This is a genomic window from Streptomyces echinoruber, from assembly GCF_014651135.1.
GTDB classification, from domain to species: Bacteria; Actinomycetota; Actinomycetes; order Streptomycetales; family Streptomycetaceae; genus Streptomyces; species Streptomyces echinoruber.
Genome location: NZ_BMWH01000006.1, coordinates 81,739 through 103,411 on the forward strand (window position 1 = coordinate 81,739; position 21,673 = coordinate 103,411).

The following is a 21,673-nucleotide window of genomic DNA, read 5'->3' on the forward strand; positions in this document are numbered from 1 at the left end:
CGTGACTCCACCGTGCCGCATCCCGCCGCGGCGTGCGAGGCGGACGCGTCCCGGGCCCGCGCTCCCGGCCCCGGCACGGACCGCCCCGCCGGGCCCCGGTTCGGCCCGTCGCGCCGGCACGACGGGCTCGGCCCGTCGCGCTCAGCCCACTGCGCTCAGCCCGTCGTGCTCAGCCCACCGTGCTCAGCGACAGCGCGAACCTCCCCTCCGCGTCCGTCCACCAGTGCCGCAGCTCCAGCCCGGCCGCGGCCAGCTCCGCCCGCACGCCCTCCCGGCGGAACTTCGCGGACACCTCGGTGCGCAGCTCCTCGCCCGCCGCGAAGTCCACGGCGAGGTCCAGGGCGCGGATCTTCACCGTCTGCGCGCGCCGGGAGCGCAACCGCATCTCGATCCACTCCCGCTCGGCGTCCCAGCGGGCCACGTGGTCGAAGGCGTCCGGGTCGAAGTCGGCGCCCAGCTCCCGGTTGATCACCGCGAGCACGTTCTTGTCGAACGCGGCCGTCACCCCGGCCGCGTCGTCGTACGCCCGCACCAGCACCCGCTCGTCCTTGACCAGGTCGGTGCCGAGCAGCAGCGCGTCGCCGGGGGAGAGCAGGGCGCGCAGCCGGGCCAGGAACGCGGCGCGCTCGTCCGGCAGCAGGTTGCCGATCGTGCCGCCGAGGAACGCCAGCAGCCGCGGGCCCGGCGTCCGCGGCAGCTCCAGACGGCCGGTGAAGTCGGCGACCAGCGCGTGCACGGCCAGGCCCGGCCGCTCGGCGGCGAGCGCCCGCCCCGCCTGCAGGAGCGCGCTTTCGCTGACGTCGACCGGGACGTAGGTGTCCAGGCCGGTGAGCGCGTCGATCAGGTGCCGTGTCTTCTCGGACGACCCGGAGCCCAGTTCGATCAGGGTGCGGGCGCCGGCGGCCGCGGCGATCCCGTCGGCGCGGGCGAGGAGGATCTCCCGCTCGGCGCGCGTCGGGTAGTACTCGGGCAGCTCGGTGATCCGCTCGAACAGCTCGCTGCCCCGGGCGTCGTAGAACCACTTCGGCGGCAGCGTCTTCGGGGTGGCGGTCAGGCCGTGGCGGACGTCGGCGCGCAGCGCGGCGCCGCGGGCGTCGGCGGGCAGGGTGCGGGTCAGGCGGAAGCCGCGGGGGGACTGGCTCACGTGCTCGGCTCCTTCGGCGGTGCGGGGGCGGGTGCTTCGGCCGGATCGCCGTCCGGGTCCTTCAGCGGCGTGAGCAGCACGTCGGTGCGGCTCGCCGCGAGCAGCGTGCGGTCGGGGACCTCACGCCAGTGCGGGTCGTCGTCGTACGGTTCGGAGGCCACGACCGTGCCGCGGCCGGGCTCGGCGCGGTACCACAGCGTGTCGCCCCACGCGGTCGCGGTGATCGTCCCGCCGTCGGTGAGCAGCAGGTTCAGCCGCGACCCGGGCGCCGCGGCGGCGACCTCCAGCACGGTGTCGGCCAGCGCCTGCCCGGGCTCGTCGCCGGCGCGCAGCCGGGCCAGCACCAGCGCCCACACGAACGCCGAGTCGTTGCGGGCCTCCAGCGACAGCACGTCCTCGGGCGGCAGCGTGCGCACCAGCGGGGCCAGCGAGCCCGGCCAGCCGCGCACGGCGCCGTTGTGGCTGAACAGCCGGCCCCCGGAGGCGTACGGCGCCGCCGCGGCCTCCGCGTCCGCGCCCGCCAGCGTCGCGTCCCGCACGGCGGCGAGCAGCGCCCGGGTGCGCACCACCCGGGCGAGGTCGGCGAAGGACTGGTCGGCCCAGATCGGCCCGGCCCGGCGGTAACGGGCCGGCACCGGGTCGCCCTCGGCGTACCAGCCCACCCCGAACCCGTCGGCGTTGACCGTGCCGTACCGCTGGCGGCGGGGCGCCCACGACTGGCGGTACAGCGCGTGCGGGGGCTCGACGAGGAACCGGCCGAGCGTCTCCTGCTCGCCCACGTAGGCGACATGACGGCACATCAGGCGTCCTCCGCGGAGCGCGCGGTGCGGAAACCGGAGAAGATCTGCCGCCGGACCGGATAGTCCCAGTTGCGGAACGTGCCCCGGCAGGCCACCGGGTCCACGGCGAACGAACCACCGCGCAGCACCTTGTACTCGGGGCCGAAGAACACCTCCGAGTACTCCCGGTAGGGGAACGCCCGGAACCCGGGGTAGGGCAGGAAGTCGCTCGCCGTCCACTCCCACACGTCACCGATCAACTGCCGTACGCCCAGCGGCGACTCGCCCGCCGGGTAGCTGCCGGCGGGGGCCGGGCGCAGGTGGCGCTGGCCGAGGTTGGCGTGCTCGGGCGCCGGGTCGGCGTCGCCCCACGGGTAGCGCGTCGAGCGGCCGGTGGCCGGGTCGAAGCGGGCCGCCTTCTCCCACTCGGCCTCGGTGGGCAGCCGGCGCCCGGCCCAGCGGGCGTAGGCGTCGGCCTCGTACCAGCACACGTGCAGCACCGGCTCGTCGGGCGGGACGGCCTCGGTGACGCCGAAGCGCCGCCGCAGCCACTGCCCGCCGTCGCGGCGCCAGAACAGCGGCGCGCGGATCGCGTGGCGGCGGATGTGCGCCCAGCCCTCCGGCGCCCACCAGCGCGGCTCGTCGTAGCCGCCGTCGTCGATGAACGCCTGGTACTCGGCGTTGGTCACCGGCGTGGTGTCGATGAGGAACGGCGGCACGTGGCGCCGGTGCGCGGGGCGCTCGTTGTCCAGCGCCCACGGCTCCTCGCTGGTGCCCATGGTGAACGCGCCGCCGGGCACGAGGACTTCGCGCGGGCCGGTGAACAGCGGCGCCGGCCCGGGGTCGGGGGCGATGAGGGCCTGCGGCCCCCTGCGGAGCTGATGGGTGATCAGCATGGTCTCGTCGTGCTGCTGCTCGTGCTGCGCGATCATCCCGAAGGCGAAGCCCGCTTCGGTCAGCCGGGTGCCGTGCAGCGCGGTGCCCTCCAGCACGTCCAGGACCCGGGCGCGCACCTCGGCGGCGTACGCGCGGGCCTGGCGGGGCGGCAGCAGCGGCAGTGCGGGCCGCTCGGCCCGCGGGTGCTCGAAGGCGTCGTAGAGGCTGTCGATCTCGGGCCGCAGCGCCTCCTGCCCGCCGACCGCGCGCAGCAGCCACTGCTCCTCCTGGTTGCCGATGTGGGCGAGGTCCCACACCAGCGGGGACATCAGCGGGGAGTGCTGGGCGGTCAGGTCGGGCTCGTCGACACAGGTGGTCAGCAGGGTGGTGCGGTCGCGGGCGGCGGTGAGCGCGTCCAGCGCCCGCCCGCGCAACGTCTCGGGGTCCGTCGTCGGGCCGGTCATGGGCGAAGCTCCTTCCCGTGCGGGCGGCGGCCGGGGCCGCACAGCCGCTCCAGCAGGTCGTCGGCGGGGCAGCGCCCCGGGCGCACGGAGCGCTCCAGGTGGGCGGCGACCAGGTCGGTCACCTGGGTGGTGGCGCCGAGCCGGGGCAGCGCCGCGAGGGCCGCGGTGAAGCAGGCGACGGCGACCTCGTGCAGCTCGGGATCGGCCAGGCCCCGGCGGGCCGCGTCGAGCCACAGCGGGTTGTGCGGGGCGGGCAGCGCCCGCGTGCGCTCGGCCAGGGGCTTCACCGCCCGGTAGGCGGTCTCGGCGGCCTCCGGATCGTCGAAGAGGGCCGCCGTCACCGCGAGCGGCACGATCCACCCGTCCTCGCCGGGCTGCGCGTCGATCATCCGCAGCTCCAGGTGGCCGCGCGGCCGGACCGGCGGGAACAGGGTCGTCAGGTGGTAGTCCAGGTCGTCCCTGGTCGGTGGCCGGGGCGAGCGCGTCCGGGTCCACTCCCGGAAAGTCATGCCGTCCGGCACGTGCCACGGCCCGTGCTCCCGCCGGACGCACATCACCGGCGCGTCCAGCACGTGCCGGGCCCAGGCGTCGCGCGGATCGGCGTCCAGCGTCGGCCCGCCCGCGCGGCCCGCGCCGATCTGCGTCCAGCGCAACTGCCGCGTGGAGCGCCAGCCGGTGGGTCTCCCCTCCGCCATGGGGGAGTTGGCGAACGCGGCCACCAGGACCGCGCCCAGCAGGTGGGCCAGCCACCAGCGCCGCCCGTGCCCGAGCGGCCCCGGCTCCTCGTACCCGGCGTCCAGGCACACCTGCACGGAGGCCGAGGTGCACATCATGGCGCGGCCGGCCGGCCCGGTGCGGTCCAGGCAGCTCTCCATGGCGTCGTAGCGCGGCCGGCGCAGGAACCGGCGGGGCGGCTGCCAGGGATCGTGGCCGATGCCGGCCAGGACCAGGCCGTCCTCGCGCAGGACGGCGCGGACGGCGGCGAGATCGGCGGAGACCGTGCCGACGCACTCCGTCAGGGAGGCGGCGGGCGGCGAGCTGAGCTCCAGCTGCCCGCCGGGTTCGACGGTGAGCGCCGATTTCAGCGGTACGGTCCGCAGGGCGGCGTAGACCGCCTCCAGGCGTCGCGGGGCGACGGGGAGCTGCGGCGCGCGCAGCTCGTGGACGAGCCATTCCAGTTCGACACCGAGGGTGCGCGGCGGGCCCGTCTTGAAACAGATGCCCCGGACCAGCGCCTCGACCTCGGGTTCGGTGACGGCCGCGCGGAGCTCCGTACAGCCACCCATCGAATCGGACATGTCGGAATCCTCCTGTGGTGCCGGCATGTCACCGGACCGCGGCGCAAGCGCGGCCCGGCGTCACCCGTCCCACCCAAACCCCTCGTGCCGCTGTGCACAAGGGTGCACACCGGCGCGTTCGGGGCTCGTGAGGTCCGCCTCGCGCGGTGTGCGCCGGCCGGGAGAACCGCCTCGCACCGTGCGACCAGCATCGCTCATACGGCGGTCACCGGCATCACGGGGCGCGGGGGAGGAGGTGCGGACCGGGCACGCCGCGGGGGCGGCGCGGCCCGCCGGCGGGTCGCCGGGAGGGCGGGGCGGGTCGCCGGGAGGGCGGGACGGTGAACCCGCGGTCACCCGGACGGCGCCCGGCGCTCCGGGGCGGCACTCCGGGGCGGCACTCCGGGACGGGGGAGGCCCCGGATCGCCTCCCCGGGGTGGGGCGGGACCGCGGGTGGGGGGAGGTGCGGCGGCTGCCGGAGCGGCCGCCGGCGCCCGGCACGGTCACCCGCACCGGGTGAGGCCGTCCCGGGCCTGCCGTGCGCACGCTGAGAACAGCACCGAACGGCAGCCGGGCGGAGCGCCCGGCAGGGAGGCTGACATGAGCACCGCGACGTACCTCGCGTACGACTATCCGCTGCTGAGCGCGTTCTGGACCATGCTGGTGTTCTTCCTGTGGATCATGTGGTTCGTCCTGCTCTTCCGGATCGTCATGGACATCTTCCGTGACGACACCTTGAGCGGCTGGGGCAAGGCCGGCTGGCTGGTGTTCGTCATCCTGCTGCCCTTCCTCGGCGTGCTCGTCTACGTCATCGCCCGGGGCAGGGACATGGGCCGCCGCGAGATCGCCCAGGCCCGCGCGCAGCAGCAGGCCTTCGACAGCTACGTCCGCGAGACGGCGGGCACCGGGCGGCCCAGCGGCGCCGATGAACTCGCCAGGCTGTCGGAGATCCGCGCCCGCGGCGACATCTCGGACGAGGAGTTCCAGCGCGCGAAGGAACTGGTCCTCACCGGCTGCGGACCGCCGGCCCGGCCCGGCGCCACCACCGCCCAGGACCACTGACCCCCACCCATGGCCCGGAACGGGAAGGAGCCCGCGGCCCGGAACGGGAAGGAGTGGACGACCGCCGCACCCGGTGCGCGCCGGCGCACCGCGCGCCTGTGTGCCGGCCCCCCGCCCGGGTGAGCGGCCGGGGGCCGGCACCCGCGCGTCAGCTCCAGCCGTAGCGCTCCCGCAGCCGGTGCACGACCAGGTTGAACCGCATGCGGTCCAGCGCACAGGCCTCGCGCCGCATGCCGTTCTCGTGCACCCGCAGCACACGGTCCACCGCGACCCAGGAGGCGCGCCCGGTGCGGTCCCAGGGGCCGCTGCCGATGGGGACCCAGTCGCGGTCGCCGTCGTGCCGCTTGCTGGAGAGCTGGACGGCGAGCAGGGTGCCGGCGGCCTCGCGGGCGACGACCAGGACCGGGCGGTCCTTGCCGCGGCCGTCGTTCTCCTCGTACGGCACCCAGGTCCACACGATCTCCCCGGGGTCGGGGTCGCCGTCGTGGGCGGGCGCGTACTCGGTACGCACCCGGCCGACCTCGCGCGGGTCGGCCTCGGTGGTCGCGAAGGGGCCGCGGCGGCCGGGGACGTTGTCGTCGGTGATCTCGGTGGAGGCTGTCACGTCAGGCACCTTAGAGCCTGCGTCCGGACGCGGTGCCGCCGGGCGTGCGGTCGGCCGGCCGCACGCCCGGCGTGCCGTACGGCGGCCGTCAGCTCCGGTCCGGGTCGACCGCCACCTGCTGCGCGGCGGGCGCGGCCGCACCGCTGTGCGGTGAAGTGCCGTTCGGGGCCTGCCCGTTGCCGTCGCCTTTGCCGTTGTCGTTGCCGTTCAGCTGCGCGAGCAGCTGCCGGGCGAGACCGAGACCGGTACCGCCCATGGCGAGCGCCTTGGTGAACGTCTCCGCCATGCCGTCGGCGCCGTTGAGCAGCACCATGTGATCGACGCTGCCGAACGCGGACGCGCCCGCCCGGACGATCTCCGGCCAGTTCTCGGCGAGTTGCTGGGCGACGACCGCCTCCTGGTTCTCGGCGAGGGCGGCGGCGCGGGCCTTGATGGCCTCCGCCTCGGCGAGCCCCCGGGCCCGGGCGGCCTCGGCCTCCGCCAGGCCCCGGGCCTGCGCGGCCGCCGCCTCGGCCTCGCCGGTGGCGCGCGTGGCCTGCGCGGTGGCGGCACCGCGGGACGTGGTCGCCTCGGCCTCGGCGGCCGCGGCCGTCTTCACCCGGGTCGCCTCGGCGGCGGCCGCGAGCTCCGTCTCCCGCGCCTTGGCCTGCGCCGCGGAGATCCGCGCGTCGCGCTCGGCCTCGGCCAGCGTGCGCTTCTCGTAGGCCCGGGCGTCGGCGGGCTTGCGCACGTCGGCCTGGAGCTGCTGCTCGCGCCGGTGCGCCTCGAGTTCGGCGACCCGCGTCTCCTGCACGACGACCTCCTGCCGGGCCGCGGCGTCGGCGAGCGGCCCCGCCTGCCGGGCCTTGGCGGCGGCCTTGTCCCGCTCGGCCTGGTAGCCGGCCTGCAGGATCTCGCTGTCCCGGGTGGCTTCGGCCATCCGGGCGGCCGCCTGCTGCTCGGCCTCGGTGGCGAGCCGGTTGGCCTCGGCCTGCGCGATGCGCGCGTCGCGCTGCACGGCCGCCGCGTGCGGCATGGCCAGGTTGGCGATGTAACCCGTGGGGTCCTCGATCTCGTGGATCTGCAGGGAGTCCACGATCAGCCCGAGCTTCTCCATCTCGGTGCCGCAGGCGGCCCGGGTCTGCCCGGTGAGCTTCTCCCGGTCGCGGATCATGTCCTCGACCGTCAACCCGCCCACGATGGACCGCAGATGGCCGGCGAAGACGTTGTGCACCCGCTCCGCCATCAGCTTCTGCTGGTCGAGGAAGCGGCGGGCGGCGTTGGCGATCGACACGTAGTCGTCGCCCACCTTGAAGATGACCACGCCCCGCACCTTCAGCGGAATGCCCTGGTGGGTGACGCAGTCCACGCGCAGTTCGGTCTCGTTCAGGTCGAGCGAGAGCCGGCGCACCGCCTGCACGCCGGGCAGCACCAGCGTGCCGCGCCCGGTGACGATGCGGAACCCCATGCCCTCCTCCAGGCCCTCGGTGCGGTGCTTGGAACCGGAGATGACGAGCGCCTCGTTGGGCTCGGCGACCCGCCACATGAGCTTGAACAGACCGATCAGAACGAGGACGGCGGCGACCGCCGCCCCCGCCACGACGCCGACGACCATCGGCACAGTCCCCCTCTGCCTGGTGCCCTTTCGGCACCGAACGAGGGGAGTGTGCTCCTGCCCGCGCCCCCGGTACAGCGTTCCGCGGATCTTTGTCGCACTCTTGGCACGAACGGTGCCGATCCGCGACGAAGCCGCCCCGCCCGCGAGACCGAACAGGGGGAGGACGAAGAAGGCGGAGAGCGCGAAGAGAGCGCGGAAGAGAGCGTGAAGAGAGCGTGAAGAGAGCGGAGAAGCCGCCTCAACTGCCGTAGACCGCCGACACGTACACCGTGCGCGGCGGCAGGTACTCCACGACCGTCACCACCGTGCCCGGCTCGATGCGCTCCCCGCCGGCGGCCGGGTAGGCCAGGAAGTGCTCCGCCCCGCCCCGGACCTGGACGATCACCTCACCGACCAGTCCCGGTCCGACCGTCCCCGTGACCCGCCCCAGCAGCCCGACCATCGACGCGTCGCCCATGCGCCCAGCCTACGTGTGCCGGGCGGGCGGCCCGCCGCTCGCCGGCGCGTACCGCGGCGGCCACCGTTCGGGCCAGCGCAGCTCCGCCTCCACCTGGGCGGCGAGGGAGAGCAGCAGCGGCTCGCTGCCGGCGGGGCCGAGGAGCTGGGCGCCGACCGGCAGGCCGTCGGGGGTGAACCCGGCGGGGACGTTGACGCCGGGCCAGCCGAGGACGTTCCACGGCCAGGCGTAGGGGCAGGCGGCGATGACGGCGCGGTCGGTGGCCAGCCCGCCGAGGCCGTCCAGGACACCGATGCGTGGCGGGGGAGCGGCCGTGGTGGGCGCGAGGACCACGTCGTACGACGTGAAGAACGCGCCGACGCGCCGCCGCAGCACCCCCTCGGCGCGGCGGGCGGCCCGCAGCGGGGGTCCGCCCAGCAGCCGGCCCAGCCGGGCCGCGCCGTGCGTGCGCCGGTCGAGCAGCGCCGGCTCGGCCACCTCGCGGACCCGCTCGGCGATCCCGGCGGTGGCGCGGGGCACGAAGGTGAGGCCGATCAGGCCGTAGGGCGGGTCGTCCTCCTCCACGGTGTGCCCCAACGCGGCGATCCGCTGGGCGAGTTGCAGGACCGGGCCGCGCACCTCGGGCGTGAGGCGGGCGGGTACGGCCGTGAAGGGCGGCCGCAGCGACAGGGCGACGCGCAGCCGGCCGGGGTCGCGGCGGGTCGCCTCCACGGCGCGGACGGGCGCCGGCCGGTGCGGGTCGAGGGGATGGTTGCCGCTCGCCGCGTCCAGCAGCAGGGCCGCGTCCTCCACCGTCCGGGCCAGGGTGCCGTTGACGGTGATGCCGTGGAACGACTCGCCGCGCGGCCAGGTGGAGATCCGGCCCCGCTGCGGCTTGACGCCGACCAGGTGGGTCCAGGCGGCGGGGATGCGCACCGACCCGGCGCCGTCCGAGCCGAGCGCCGCCGGCACGACGCCCGCGGCCACCGCGGCGGCCGAACCGCCGGAGGAGCCGCCGGGCGTGTGCTCCGGGTTCCAGGGGTTGCGGGTGGCGCCGAACGCCGGGCCCTCGGTGAACGGCCACTGCCCGAACTCGCAGGTGTTGGTCTTGCCGACGATCACCGCGCCGGCCGCGCGCAGCCGCCGCACCGCCTCGCAGTCCGCCGCGGCCGCCGGGAACTCCCCCCGGCAGCCGAACGCGGTCGGCTCGCCCGCCATGTCCATGTCGTCCTTCACCGCCACCGGCACCCCGAGCAGCGGACGGCGCACTCCGGTGGCCAGTTGCCGGTCGGCCGCGTCGGCCTCCGCGAGCGCCGCCTCGGCCCGTACGATCCGGAACGCGTTCACGGACTTCTGCGTCGCCGCGATCCGCGCCAGGGCCGCCTCGGTCAGGGCCCGCGCGGTCACCTCCCCGGCGGCCAGGGCACGCGCCGAGGCGGCGAGGCCGGCGGCGGGCTCGTACGCCATGCGGAACACCTCCCGGCGGGTCGGCGGCACCGCGAACGCGGTGTCTACCGAACGGTAACGTCCGCGGGGTTCCCGGGGAAGCGGCACGGCGGCAGGCGGGCGCGTCCACGGACGCCGCGGATATGACGCACGTTCGATGCAAGTTGTCCGCCGTGCGGTCGGCCGCCGACGCTGAGAGGGAAGCGAGATCCCGTCCCGAGGAGCCGGCATGAACGCGTGCGGCATGGTCGACGCCGCGGCGGAGGCGTACGCCGACGAGGCGCCCTCCGCCCGGGAGGAGCGGCTCGCCGCGGCGTTCGCGCGGGGGGACGAGGCGGGGCTGGCCGCCGCCTACCGCGCCTGGGCCCCGCTGGTGCGGGCGCTGGCGTGGCGGTCCCTGGGCGACGCGCGCGACGCGGAGGACGTCACCCAGCAGGTGTTCGTGGCCGCCTGGTACGGCCGGCACGGCTACCGCCCGCAGCGCGGACCGCTCGCCGGCTGGCTCGTGGGCATCACCCGCCGCAAGATCGCCGACGCGCTGGCCGGCCGGACCCGCCGGGCCGAGCTGACCGCCGCGGCCGGAGCCGCGGCGGCCGTCCGGCCCTGCGACCCGGCAGCCTGCCCCGAGGCGGTCCTCGACCGCCTCCTCGTCCGCCGGGAACTGGTCAAACTGCCGCCTGCCCAGCAGACGGTGCTGCGCCTGGCCTACTACGACGACCTGTCCCAGACCCAGATCGCCGAACGCACCGGATGGCCCCTCGGCACCGTCAAGAGCCACGCCCGCCGCGGACTGCACCGGCTGCGGGAGAACCTGGGCACCTGGCCGGAGGACTAGCGGCGCGCGGCCGGGCACGGCCCCATGGCGCGCGGCTGTACACCTCGACGGTGCGCGGCTGTGCGTCCCGACGGTGCGTGACCGTACGCCCCGACGATGCGCGGCCGTACGCCTCGGCGGTGCGCAGCCGTACGCCCCGACGGTTACGGCCGTGCGCGGAAAACGATGCGGCAACGATGCGGGCGGATCCGTGCTCAGCAGCCGGTCGTGCCCGGTGAACGAGCGCCGCTCGCCCAGGGCCGGCCACAGCACCAGGGGCCCGTCCGGATGGTCGAGGGTGATGCCCGCGCCGGAGCGGTCAGCCGTGGGCGTGAGCGGTGGCCGCCCGCGCTGCTCGGTCAGGGCGGCGCGCTGCCCGGCGGGCAGCGCGTCCCAGGAGAGGCCGCAGTCGGTGCCGGTCAGCCGTGGCTGCTCGCCGGTGAAGACGACGGCGAGCACGCGCCGGGCCCGCCACAGCTCCTTCAGCTCCGCCAGGGCGCCCGCCGGCGCCTCCTCCAGGCCGGCGGCCTCCGTCAGGCGCATGCCGAGCGCGGCCAGGGCGCTCTCGCGCCGGCCGGCGTGGTGCTCGTCGGTGACGTCGCGGAAGGTGCCCACGATCATCCGGCGCCCGGTGCCGGGGTCCCGGACGTGGCCGAAGGCGGCGCTGACCCACAGCCGGTGGCCGTCGCGGTGGATGACGGGAACGGTGCAGCTCCCCCCCGGGGCCGGCAGGCCGGCGAAGGCGTCGCCGCCCAGTCCACCGCCGCCAGGTCCCGGCCCGTCTCACCGCCGGCGGCGAACACCTCCGCCGCGCCGCCCGCTCGCCGGGCTCCGTCCCGGCGGACCGCCCGCCCTGGCAGGCCACCCGCCCCGGAAGAGCGCCGACTCCCTCCCGGGGCGGAACCGCCCACCCTGCCCGGGGCGGAAGGGGACTTCAACACGCATCGGTGGTGCGTCGGATCGCGGGCCGGGACCGTATAGTCGCCGCATGAGCGAACCGGTCGAAGAGCCGGTGGACGAGCCGGTCGGCGAACCAGTCGGTGAATCGGCCGGAGAACCGGCCGGCGAGGAGCGGGCCGCGCGGGAGACCACCGCCGGGATCGCCCTGACCACCGGCGCGCTGGCCCGCCGGCTCGGCGTGTCGCCCACCACGCTGCGTTCCTGGGACCGCCGGTACGGCATCGGGCCCCGGCTGCGCACCGGCGGCCGCCACCGCAGGTGGACGCCCGAGGACGTGGCCGTGCTGGAGTCGATGTGCCGGCTCACCGCCTCCGGCGTCCCCCCGGCGGAGGCGGCCCGCGCGGCGAGGTCCGGCGGCGCGCCCCCGCCCCCGTCTCCGCCCCCGGTGCCGAGGGCCGCGGCCGCCCTCCCCTCCCGCGCCGCCGGCCCGCTGCCGCCGGGCGACGTGCGCCAGGAGTGCCGCGGCCTGGCTCGCGCCGCCGTACGCCTGGACGCCCCGGCCGTGGCCGGCCTGCTGGACGGGGCCGTCGAGCGGCACGGGTTGGCGGTGGCCTGGCAGGAGGTGATGGTGCCGGCCCTGCACGCGGTGGGACGCAGGTGGGCGTCGTCCGGCGACCGGTACGTCGAGGTCGAGCACCTGCTGTCCTGGCACGTCTCCACGGCCCTGCGCCGCCGCACCCCGGACCCGGTGGTGTCCGGCACCGGCTCGGTGGGTCCGGTCCTGCTGGCCTGTGTGCCCGGCGAGCAGCACGTCCTGGCGCTGGAGGCGCTCAACGCGGCCCTGGGCGAACAGGGTCTGCCCGCCCGCATGCTCGGCGCCGCCGTCCCCGCCGAGGCCCTGCTCTCGGCGGTCGACCGCCTCGGCCCCGCCGTCGTCGTCCTGTGGGCCCAGACCCGCTCCACCGCCAGCCTGCCCCTGGCCCGGCACCTGGCCGACCGCCGCTGGGGCGTGCGCGGCGCCCGCCGCGCACCCCTCGTCGTCCTCGGCGGCCCCGGCTGGGGCGGCCGCGTGCTGCCGGGCATGGCACGGCCGGCGGTGCTGCGGGAGGCGGTGGACCTGCTGGGCGGGGTGTACGGGGGCGGTGGGGCGTCCGCCGGACACTGAACGGAGCGGCACCGGGCACGGCCGGGCGCCGCGCGCCGGGCCACGGGCTGCCGGCCCCCGGCCCCCGGGCGCCGGTCCGCTGGACTTCGGACCCCGGTCCGCTGGACCTCGGAACCCGGTCCGCTGGACACCCGGCTGCCGACTCCGGAACCCGGGGCCTTTCACCCCCCGGTCCGCGCCCGCCGGAACCGGGCCAGTCCTTCCTCCAGGTCCACGATCGGCTCCGGGTAGCCGTCGGCCGCGGCACGGTCGGAGCCCCGCAAGGTCCACGGCTCGTGCACCGACGGGCCCGGCACACGGGCGAGTTCGGGCACCCAGCGGCGCACGTACGTGCCGTCCGGGTCGTACCTGCGGCCCTGCCGGACGGGGTTGAGGACCCGGTTGGGCCGGGTGTCGGTGCCGGTGCCGGCCACCCACTGCCAGTTGAGCTGGTTGCTGGCGAGGTCCCCGTCGACGAGGAGGCCGAGGAAGTGCCGGGCGCCGGCGCGCCAGTCGATGTACAGGGTCTTGGTGAGGAAGCTCGCCGCGAGCAGGCGGCCCCGGTTGTGCATCCAGCCCTCGTGGCGCAGCTGGCGCATGGCCGCGTCGATGACCGGATAGCCGGTGCGGCCCTCCTGCCACGCCGCGAGGTCGGCCCGGGCCGCCGCGCCGGAGCGCCAGCGGTCGTACCGGGGGCGGTAGTCGGCACCGGCGACGTGCGGCCGGACCGCCAGCAGTTGCCGGTGGAAGTCGCGCCAGGCGAGCTGCCGTACGAACGCCTCCGCGCCCGCGCCGCCGGCCCCGCGGGCCCGGTGCACCAGCTCGACGGGGGAGAGGGTGCCGAAGTGCAGGTGGGGGGAGAGGCGGGAGGTGGCGTCGATGCCCAGGTCGTCGTGGTCGTCGGCGTAGGAGTCGAGACCGCCGCGCAGCCAGGCCGCGAGCCGCCGCCTGCCCTCCGCCTCCCCGCCCCGGGCCAGGCCCGGCGACACGCCCGCGACGCGGCCGCGGTCCGGCAGTTCCTCGGAGCCGACGCCGTCCGGCACCCGCACGGCGCGGGGCGCGGCCAGGACGTCGCGCAGCGGGGCCTGGGACCACCGGCGGAAGTACGGGGTGAAGACGGCGAAGTGGTCGGAGGAGGCCGGGGTCACCGCGCCGGGCGGCCGCACCGTGGTGACGGTGTCGTGGACGTGCAGCCGGCGGCCCTCCGCCTCCAGGGCACGGCGCAGCCGCCGCTCGCGCCGGTGGGCGTAGCCGCTGACGTCGGCCGCCAGGTGCACCTCGTCGGCGTCGGTCTCGGCGGCGACCCCGCACACCTGCTCGACGACGTCGCCGGAGCGCAGCACGAGCCGCCCCCCGCGCCCGCGCAGGCCGGCGTCGAGGGCGTGCAGGCAGTCGGCGAGGAACGCCAGCCGGTTCGGCGCGGCGAACCCGGCCGCGTCCACGGCGGGGTCGCGCACGAACAGCGGCACCACGTCCCGGCCGCCGTCCAGGGCCGCGCGCAGCGGCGGGTGGTCGGTGAGGCGCAGGTCGGCGGTGAACAACACGAGGGAGACGGACATGGCGCGGACTCCGTGGCCGGAGGATCGGTCGGGGACGTACGGCGGGCCGGGGACATATGGCGGATCGGTCAGGGGCGTACGGCGGGCCGGTCAGGGGTGTACGGCGGGTCCGCGGCCCGGCGGCGGACCGGTGCCCCGTACGGCCGGTGCGGGGGCGTCCGCCGTACGGGCGGCGGCCCGGGCGATGTTGCGGGCCATCCCGCCGAACACCACGGCGTGGAAGGGCGAGACGCCCCACCAGTAGGCGTGGCCCAGCAGCCCGTGCGGATGGAACAGCGCCCGCTGCCGGTAGCGGGCGCGGCCGCCGGGCCGCGGCTCGACGCGCATCTCCAGCCAGGCCAGGCCCGGCAGCCGCATCTCCGCGCGCAGCCGCAGCAGGCGGCCCGGCTCGATCTCCTCCACCCGCCAGAAGTCCAGCGAGTCGCCCACCCGCAGCCGCTGCGCGTCCCGCCGCCCGCGGCGCAGCCCGACCCCGCCGATGAGACGGTCCAGCCAGCCGCGGACCGCCCAGGCCAGCGGGAAGGAGTACCAGCCGTTCTCCCCGCCGATGCCCTCCACGACCCGCCACAGCGCCCGCGGGGAGGCGTCGACGTCCCGTTCGCGGAAGTCGGTGTAGAGGGTGCCGCCGGCCCAGCGGGGGTCGGTGGGCAGCGGGTCGCTGGGCGCGCCGGGCACCGACGCCGACGACCAGCGGGTGGCCACCTCCGCCTCGCGCACCCGCCGCAGCGCCAGCCGCACCGCCTCGTCGAAGCCGATCGGGTGCCCGGGCGGGTCGGGCACGTACCGGGCGATGTCGTGCTCGTGGCAGACCACCTCGTGCCGCAGCGACTCCGTCAGCGGCCGGGCGATGCCCGCCGGCACCGGCGTGACCAGGCCGATCCAGTGGCTGGACAGGTTCGGCGTGAGCACCGGCACGGGCAGGATGACGCGGCGCGGCAGGCCGGCCACGGCCGCGTAGCGCAGCATCATGTCGTGGTACGTCAGCACGTCCGGGCCGCCGATGTCGAAGGTGCGGTGCACCTCCCGCGGCAGCCGGGCGCAGCCGGCCAGGTAGCGCAGCACGTCCCGGACGGCGATCGGCTGGACACGGGTGCGCACCCAGCTCGGGGCGACCATGACGGGCAGGCGCTCGGTGAGGTGGCGCAGCATCTCGAAGGAGGCCGAGCCGGAGCCGAGCACGACGGCGGCCCGCAGCACGGCGGTGGGCACGCCCGACGCGAGCAGGATCCGGCCCACCTCGGCGCGCGAACGCAGGTGCGGCGAGAGCTCCGTCTCCGACACGCCCGCCGGGGTCAGCCCGCCCAGGTAGACGATGCGGCGCACGCCGGCCGCGCGGGCCGCCTCGCCGAAGATCCGGGCGGCGCGCCGGTCGGTCTCCTCGAAGGCGCGGCCGGTGCCGAGGGCGTGCACCAGGTAGTAGGCGACGTCGACGCCCCGCATCGCCGCGGCGACGGACCCGGGGTCCGTGACGTCGCCGCGCACCGTCTCCACGCGGCCCGCCCAGGGGTGGTCGCGCAGCCGCCCCGGCGACCGCGCCAGGCAGCGCACGCGGTGCCCGGCCTCCAGCAGCTCGGGAACCAGCCGGCCACCGATGTACCCGGTGGCACCGGTCACCAGGCAGTGCAGCCCGTCCGTCGTGTCGTCCTCACGCATCGCCCGGGCCCTCCGCCGCCGTTCCGCACTGTTCGCTCACCGTTCCTGAAGCACACTTCCCGTCCTGAAGCACCCTTCCCGCCCCGGCCCCGCCGCGGATGCGCCGACCGGGTCCATCCGGGAGCCCGTGCCCGCGGGCCCGGCGGCCGGGCGGCGGGCCGTCGGCGAGAGGGCCACCCTCCGTTCTGCGCCCGCTGGGGCTCCGCGCCCGGCGGGCCGGTGAGAGCCGGTCCGGCGAGGAGGCCGGAGGAAACCGGGACGGGACCGGAAGGAAGCCGGGAAGGAGGCGGCAGGAGGGAGGCGGCAGGAGAGAGGAAGGGAGGAAGCAGGAGGGAGGAGCAAGAAACCGGGCACCCGACGCGGACGGCCCCGTGCGGCGGGGCCGTACGGCGGCACCGGGGTCCGCGGGCCGCGGTCGCCGCCGTCCCTGCGTGAGTCGCCGGAGGCGGACATGGCGGTGAGTCGGATCGGCCTGGTCGTGCACGGCGGACGGGCCAGGGCGGCGGAGGCGGCCCGGACGGTGCGCGCCTGGTGCGCCGAGCACGCCGTGCCGTGCGCGGACATCGACGTGTGGGCGGACGGCGGGCGCCGCGGCGCCCGGGAGGAGATCGAGGCCGCGGGCGACCCCGACCTGGTCGTCACGCTGGGCGGCGACGGCACCTTCCTGCGCGGAGCCCGGCTGGCCGCGGAGAACGACGCCCTGGTCCTCGGCGTCGACGTCGGGCGGGTGGGCTTCCTGACCGAGGTCCCGCTCGCCGCGGTGCACCGGGCACTGGACGCCGTGCGGGAGGACCGGCTCACCGTCGAGCGGCGCATGCTGCTCACCGTGCGTGCCTCGCGCCGGCTCCGGGTGCCCGCGGACATGGCGGCGCTCATGGCCTACGGCCGCGGGCCGCTGCTGCCGCCGCCGAAGGTCCGCACCGACTGCCCGACCTGCGACGACTGGGGCGTGCCGCTGGACGTCAGGGCGCTCAACGACGTCGTCGTGGAGAAGCTGGCGCGGGACCGGCAGGTGTCGGCCGCCGTCTACGTCGCCGGCCGGCTCCTGGCGTCGTACTCCGCCGACGCCCTGCTGGTGGCCACGCCGACCGGCTCCACCGCCTACAGCTTCGCCGCCGGCGGCCCGGTGGTCTCCCCGCGCGCCGAGGCGCTGGTCTTCACGCCGGTCGCCCCGCACATGACGTTCGACCGGTCGGTGGTGGCCGCCCCCGACGAGCCCGTCGCCCTGAGGGTGCTCGAACGCTCCGGCCCGGCCGCGGTCAGCGTCGACGGGCAGGTGCGCGGCGTCCTCGACCCCGGCGACTGGATCGGCGTCTACCCGGCGCCCCACCGGCTGCGCGCCGTCCGGCTGGGTCCGACGGACTTCTACGGCCGCCTGCGCGAGCGCATGAACCTCACCGACGCCCCGGCGGCCGTCGCCGACGGCACCCCGCCGCCGCTGTGGCCGGTGACCACCCCGCGCCCGGACGACCTCGCCCACCTGGCACTGCCCGCCCTGCCGCCGCCGGGCGACGCGCCCGGCCGGTGACGGCACGGGCGGCGCGCCCGGCCCGGTGACGGGGCGAGGGGCGTACCCGGCCCCGGTGGCGGGGCGAGGGGCGCGCCCGGCGGACGGCGGGACGGACCGCGGATACTCCTATGGGAGGTCAGCCCTCCCAGCTCCACTCCGCAACCTCGGGCAGGTCGACGCCGTGCTCGCGGATCCAGGCGTGGTGGCGGGTGCGGGTGTCGGCCATCCGCTGGCGCACGCCCGCGGCGCGCACCGCGAGACCGGGGACGCGGTCGACGACGTCCATGACCAGGCGGTAGCGGTCGAGGTCGTTGCTGACCACCATGTCGAACGGCGTGGTCGTGGTCCCGGCCTCCTTGTAGCCGCGCACGTGCAGGTTCCGGTGGCCGGTGCGGCGGTAGGCGAGGCGGTGGATGAGCCACGGGTAGCCGTGGTAGGCGAAGATCACCGGCTTGTCGGCGGTGAACAGGCCGTCGTACTCGAAGTCGCTCATCCCGTGCGGGTGTTCCCCGCTCGGCATCAGCCGGGCGATGTCGACGACGTTGACCACCCGCACCGCCAGCTCGGGCAGGTGGCGACGCAGCAACTGGGCGGCGGCCAGCACCTCCAGGGTGGGCACGTCGCCGGCGCAGGCCAGCACCACGTCCGGTTCGCGGGTGCCGTCCTCGGTGCCGGCCCACTCCCACACGCCGGCGCCGCGGGCGCAGTGGACGCGGGCCTGGTCCACGGTCAGCCAGTCGAAGCAGGGCTGCTTGCCGGCGACGACCACGTTGACGTAGTCCCGGCTGCGCAGCACGTGGTCGGCGACCGCCAGCAGCGTGTTGGCGTCCGGCGGCAGATAGACGCGGACGGCCTCCGGGCTCTTGTTCAGCACGTGGTCGACGAAGCCGGGGTCCTGGTGGGAGAAGCCGTTGTGGTCCTGCCGCCACACGTGCGAGGTGAGCAGGTAGTTCAGGGACGGGATCGGGGCCCGCCACGGCAGCCGCCGCGAGGTCTTCAGCCACTTGATGTGCTGGTTGACCATCGAGTCCACGATGTGCACGAACGCCTCGTAGCAGGAGAACAGCCCGTGCCGCCCGGTCAGCAGGTAGCCCTCCAGCCAGCCCTGGCAGACGTGCTCGGAGAGGATCTCCATCACCCGGCCGTGCCGGTCCAGGTTCTCGTCGACGTCGAGGGTGGTCTCCTGCCAGGCCTTGCCGGTGGCGCCGTAGACGTCCTGCAGCCGGTTGGAGGCCGTCTCGTCCGGGCCGACCAGGCGGAAGTCCCGCCGGTCCGCCGTGTCCGCCATGATCCTCTCCAGCAGGCCGCCGAGGATCCGCGTCGGCTCGTGCAGGGTGGTGCCCGGCTTGTCGACGGATACGGCGAAGTCCTCCAGCGGCGGGATCGGCAGCTCGCGGGTGCGCAGCCCGCCGTTGGCGTGCGGGGTGGCGCCCAGCCGCCGCGCCCCCTGCGGGACGCAGGCCAGGACCTCGGGACCCGGCCGGCCGTCGGCGTCGAAGAGTTCCTGCGGACGGTACGACCGCAGCCACTCCTCCAGCTGCCGCAGGTGCGCGGGGTTGTCGCGGACCCCGGCCAGCGGCACCTGGTGGGCGCGCCAGGTGCCCTCGACCGGGACGCCGTCGACCTCTGCCGGCCCCGTCCAGCCCTTCGGGGTGCGCAGCACGATCACCGGCCAGTGCACCCGCTCCGTCACACCCTCGGCGCGGGCCGCGTGCTGCGCGGCGGCGATGCGGTCCAGCGCCTCGTCGAGGGCCGCGGCCATCGCGCGGTGCACCTGCGCCGGGTCGTCGCCGGTGACGTGCAGCGGCTCGTGGCCGTAGCCCCGCAGCAGCGTGTCGAGTTCGTCCTCGGGCAGGCGGGACAGCACCGTCGGGTTGGCGATCTTGTAGCCGTTGAGGTGGAGGATCGGCAGGACCGCGCCGTCGTGCACCGGGTCGAGGAACTTGTTGCCGTGCCAGGACGCGGCCAGCGGACCGGTCTCCGCCTCGCCGTCGCCGATCACGCAGGCCACCAGCAGCTCCGGGTTGTCCAGGGCGGCGCCGTAGGCGTGCGCGAGGGAGTAGCCCAGCTCACCGCCCTCGTGAAGGGAGCCGGGCACCTCGGGCGCGACGTGGCTGGGCACCCCGCCGGGGAAGGAGAACTGCCGGAACAGCCGCTCCATGCCCGCCGCGTCACGCGTCACGTCCGGGTACGTCTCGCTGTAGCTGCCCTCCAGCCAGGAGTTGGCCAGCACCGACGGCCCGCCGTGGCCCGGGCCCCAGATGCACAGCGCGTCGATTCCGCGCGCCCTGATCACCCGGTTGAGGTGGGTGTACACGAGGTTCAGTCCCGGGGAGGTGCCCCAGTGGCCCAGCAGCCGCGGCTTGATGTGCTCCGGCCTGAGCGGCTCGGTCAGCAGCGGGTTGGCCAGCAGGTAGATCTGCCCGGCCGCCAGGTAGGTGGCGGCCCGCCAGTGGGCGTCCAGGACGCGTACCTCTTCGTCGGTCAGGACGGTGGTGCGGTCGCGGTGTTCCGCCTGGGGCATGGAGGACTCCGTGGGTCGTCGTGTCGGGTGACTGCGCGGTGCGTACGGGGTGTGCGTGCGGGTGTGCGTACGGGGGGTGCGTGCGAGTCGTGCGTGCGGGTGCGGAAGGGCCGTGCACCGGGCGAGTACCGGCGTCGGCGGCACTGATGCCCGACCGTCGGCGGATGCGGCCGGCCGGGTGATCCGGTCCGGTCCCGTACGACCCGTACGACTCGCACGACCCGTACGAGGAGCACCACAAGCATCGCGGCGGGCACGGCACCGGGGCAGGGGCCGCCCGTCCCGGCTCGGGCCCGAAGGTCCCCGGTGCCCCGGTTGCCGCGCGCCCGGCCGTCCCCGGCCGCCTCGCCGTCTCTGGCCGCCTCACCGTTCCGGTCGCCAGTGCCCTGGCTGCCCCGGTTGTCGTCGGCCGCTCCGCCGCTCCGCCGCTCCGGTCGTCCCCGGCGGTCCCGTCGTCCCCGGCCCGGTCGACGAGGACACGCCGACCGACCCGCGCACCGTGTACGCGGCCACCAAGCTCGCCCAGGAGCATCTCGCCGCCGCGTGGGCGCGGGCGACCGGAGGCCGGGTGGCGGCGCTGCGGTACCACAACGCGACGGCATGGCGGAGTGCGCGGCGGCGGCGCTGCGCGTGTGAGGCCCGCGGAGCCGACGCGGCGGACCGGGGGCGGGGCAGGGGTGAATGGGGGACGGCAGGGACGGGCGGGAACGAACCCGGGCCGGGCGGGGACGGGCGAGGTGAGTGGGGCGGGCGGACCGGTCCCGGGGGAGTGGGAGTCCGCTGCCCCGTCCCGTCTATCCCTCGCCGCCCTTCCCGTCCCGCAGCGCGATGCGGGCGGTGATGCGCTTGCCGACCGGCTCCCGGCGGGCCTCGAAGCCCTCGGCGACGGCCATCACGATCTCCAGCCCGTGCTGGCCCACCCGCTTGGGATCGGCCGTCCGGGCCACCGGCAGCACCGGATCGCTGTCCCAGACCGCCACCTCCACCGCCGTGCCGACGACACGCAGGTCGAGCAGGACCGGGCCGGGGGCGTACTTGCGGGCGTTGGTGACCAGTTCACTGACCACCAGTTGCGTGAGGTCCAGAGCGCGCGCCGAGACCGGGACACCGTGCTCGTCCCTCAGCCGGGTGAGGAACTCCGCCGCGAGGTGCCGGGCGCGGGCGATGCACGCCCCGCCGCCGTCCAGCGCCGCGGACACCTGGAAGCGCTCGGGGTTCGGCGCTATGGGGCCCTCCCCCAGAGGGACTGGTTCCATCCGCACCGCCTTCACTGCCCCGCTCACGCGCCCGCGCCTGCCCGCAAGCGCCCCGTGCACGCCCTGTGTGCCCCCGGTTGGCGGAGCCATGCGAACCGCGTCCCCGTAGTATCCGGTCAGGCCCCCGGCGAATCCACCGGCTGGAGTACACGAGCTTGCTGAGGGAAGTGTGGCAGACAATCGCGGAGCAGCAGGACCGGACCGGCTGACGATCACCCGTGCCTCTGTCGACGGCGTCGGCGTCGTCACCGTGCGCGGCGAGATCGACCACCACACCGGCGACCCCCTGCGTACGGCCCTCGCCCTGCCCGGCGGCGGTCCCGCCCCGCGGATCGTGGTGGACCTCAGCGGGGTGACGTTCATGGACTCCAGCGGCATCAACATCCTCGTCGCCGCGCACAACGCCGCCCGCGACGCGCACGGCTGGCTGCGTCTGGCCGCCCCCACCGATTCCGTGCTGCGCACCCTGCGCATCGTCGGCGTGGACGCCGTCATCGACTGCTACCCCACCCTGCGGCAGGCCCTCGACACCTGACCCGGCACCCCGCGGCTCCCCGCGCACCCGGGGGAGTAGCCGCATGGCCGACGGTTACTCGGGGAGCATGGCCAGACTTCATCTTCCGCAGC

At 76.2% G+C, this 21,673-nt stretch carries 17 protein-coding genes and 1 pseudogene; 6 read left to right on the top strand and 12 right to left on the bottom strand.

What is annotated here, in order from left to right:
- Positions 1-169 precede the first annotated feature (169 nt).
- The 4 genes from egtD to egtA are packed head-to-tail and all read right to left on the bottom strand — an operon-like array spanning position 170 to position 4,561.
- On the bottom strand, positions 170-1,144 hold the full coding sequence (gene egtD / locus IE225_RS10775) for an L-histidine N(alpha)-methyltransferase (protein WP_190057196.1): 975 nt from the start codon (positions 1,142-1,144) through the stop codon (positions 170-172).
- A complete protein-coding gene (gene egtC, locus IE225_RS10780) occupies positions 1,141-1,944 on the bottom strand; it encodes an ergothioneine biosynthesis protein EgtC (protein WP_190057197.1) in 804 nt (267 codons plus the stop codon). Before egtC ends, egtD begins: the two co-directional genes overlap by 4 nt.
- Positions 1,944-3,263, bottom strand: coding sequence for an ergothioneine biosynthesis protein EgtB (gene egtB, locus IE225_RS10785; RefSeq protein ID WP_190057198.1), 1,320 nt, complete (start codon positions 3,261-3,263; stop codon positions 1,944-1,946). Before egtB ends, egtC begins: the two co-directional genes overlap by 1 nt.
- Positions 3,260-4,561, bottom strand: coding sequence for an ergothioneine biosynthesis glutamate--cysteine ligase EgtA (gene egtA / locus IE225_RS10790; protein ID WP_190057199.1), 1,302 nt, complete (start codon positions 4,559-4,561; stop codon positions 3,260-3,262). The genes egtB and egtA overlap by 4 nt, the downstream gene beginning before the upstream one ends.
- 580 nt (positions 4,562-5,141) lie before the next feature.
- Between egtA and IE225_RS10795 the strand changes: the two genes are divergently transcribed.
- Positions 5,142-5,603, top strand: a complete 462-nt coding sequence (locus IE225_RS10795; RefSeq protein WP_190057200.1) for an SHOCT domain-containing protein — start codon at positions 5,142-5,144, stop codon at positions 5,601-5,603.
- A 148-nt stretch (positions 5,604-5,751) separates the two neighbouring features.
- On the opposite strand, the gene IE225_RS10800 is transcribed toward IE225_RS10795, so the two are convergent.
- The 4 genes from IE225_RS10800 to IE225_RS10815 all read right to left on the bottom strand — a co-directional run bounded on the left by IE225_RS10800 (position 5,752) and on the right by IE225_RS10815 (position 9,707).
- Positions 5,752-6,207, bottom strand: coding sequence for a type II toxin-antitoxin system PemK/MazF family toxin (locus tag IE225_RS10800; RefSeq protein ID WP_190057201.1), 456 nt, complete (start codon positions 6,205-6,207; stop codon positions 5,752-5,754).
- A gap of 88 nt (positions 6,208-6,295) precedes the next feature.
- Entirely contained in the window at positions 6,296-7,807 is a 1,512-nt protein-coding gene (locus IE225_RS10805; protein ID WP_190057202.1) for a flotillin family protein, read from the bottom strand.
- Positions 7,808-8,042: 235 nt separating this feature from the next.
- Positions 8,043-8,261, bottom strand: coding sequence for an NfeD C-terminal domain-containing protein (locus tag IE225_RS10810; protein WP_190057203.1), 219 nt, complete (start codon positions 8,259-8,261; stop codon positions 8,043-8,045).
- A 9-nt stretch (positions 8,262-8,270) separates the two neighbouring features.
- Positions 8,271-9,707 (bottom strand): amidase, encoded by a 1,437-nt coding sequence (locus IE225_RS10815; protein ID WP_190057204.1) that lies wholly within the window; start codon positions 9,705-9,707, stop codon positions 8,271-8,273.
- 208 nt (positions 9,708-9,915) lie between these two features.
- On the opposite strand from IE225_RS10815, the gene IE225_RS10820 reads away from it, so the two are divergent.
- Together IE225_RS10820 and IE225_RS10825 are read left to right on the top strand one after the other, a co-directional pair.
- Positions 9,916-10,521, top strand: coding sequence for an RNA polymerase sigma factor (locus tag IE225_RS10820; protein ID WP_373303162.1), 606 nt, complete (start codon positions 9,916-9,918; stop codon positions 10,519-10,521).
- Positions 10,522-11,488: 967 nt separating this feature from the next.
- Positions 11,489-12,565, top strand: a complete 1,077-nt coding sequence (locus tag IE225_RS10825) for a MerR family transcriptional regulator (RefSeq protein WP_190057205.1) — start codon at positions 11,489-11,491, stop codon at positions 12,563-12,565.
- Between the two features lie 161 nt (positions 12,566-12,726).
- On the opposite strand, the gene IE225_RS10830 is transcribed toward IE225_RS10825, so the two are convergent.
- On the bottom strand, positions 12,727-14,103 hold the full coding sequence (locus IE225_RS10830; protein ID WP_190057206.1) for a cryptochrome/photolyase family protein: 1,377 nt from the start codon (positions 14,101-14,103) through the stop codon (positions 12,727-12,729).
- A gap of 90 nt (positions 14,104-14,193) precedes the next feature.
- The gene (locus IE225_RS10835) at positions 14,194-15,756 is read right to left on the bottom strand and encodes an SDR family oxidoreductase (RefSeq protein ID WP_190057207.1); all 1,563 of its coding nucleotides are present in this window, start codon (positions 15,754-15,756) and stop codon (positions 14,194-14,196) included.
- Positions 15,757-16,207: 451 nt separating this feature from the next.
- Between IE225_RS10835 and IE225_RS10840 the strand changes: the two genes are divergently transcribed.
- On the top strand, positions 16,208-17,284 hold the full coding sequence (locus IE225_RS10840) for an NAD(+)/NADH kinase (RefSeq protein ID WP_190057208.1): 1,077 nt from the start codon (positions 16,208-16,210) through the stop codon (positions 17,282-17,284).
- A gap of 118 nt (positions 17,285-17,402) precedes the next feature.
- On the opposite strand, the gene IE225_RS10845 is transcribed toward IE225_RS10840, so the two are convergent.
- Entirely contained in the window at positions 17,403-19,790 is a 2,388-nt protein-coding gene (locus IE225_RS10845; protein WP_190057209.1) for a phosphoketolase family protein, read from the bottom strand.
- A 316-nt stretch (positions 19,791-20,106) separates the two neighbouring features.
- Here IE225_RS10845 and IE225_RS33975 point away from each other — a divergent pair.
- Positions 20,107-20,382 (top strand): annotated as a pseudogene (locus IE225_RS33975) (NAD-dependent epimerase/dehydratase family protein); the annotation flags it as partial.
- A 202-nt stretch (positions 20,383-20,584) separates the two neighbouring features.
- Here the strand turns inward: IE225_RS33975 and IE225_RS10855 are convergent.
- Positions 20,585-21,046 carry an ATP-binding protein gene (locus tag IE225_RS10855; RefSeq protein ID WP_190057210.1) on the bottom strand — a complete coding sequence of 154 codons (462 nt, stop codon included), beginning with the start codon at positions 21,044-21,046 and terminating at the stop codon, positions 20,585-20,587.
- Positions 21,047-21,215: 169 nt separating this feature from the next.
- Here IE225_RS10855 and IE225_RS10860 point away from each other — a divergent pair, with 169 nt between their 5' ends.
- A complete protein-coding gene (locus tag IE225_RS10860; protein WP_190057211.1) occupies positions 21,216-21,581 on the top strand; it encodes an STAS domain-containing protein in 366 nt (121 codons plus the stop codon).
- Positions 21,582-21,673: the final 92 nt, after the last annotated feature.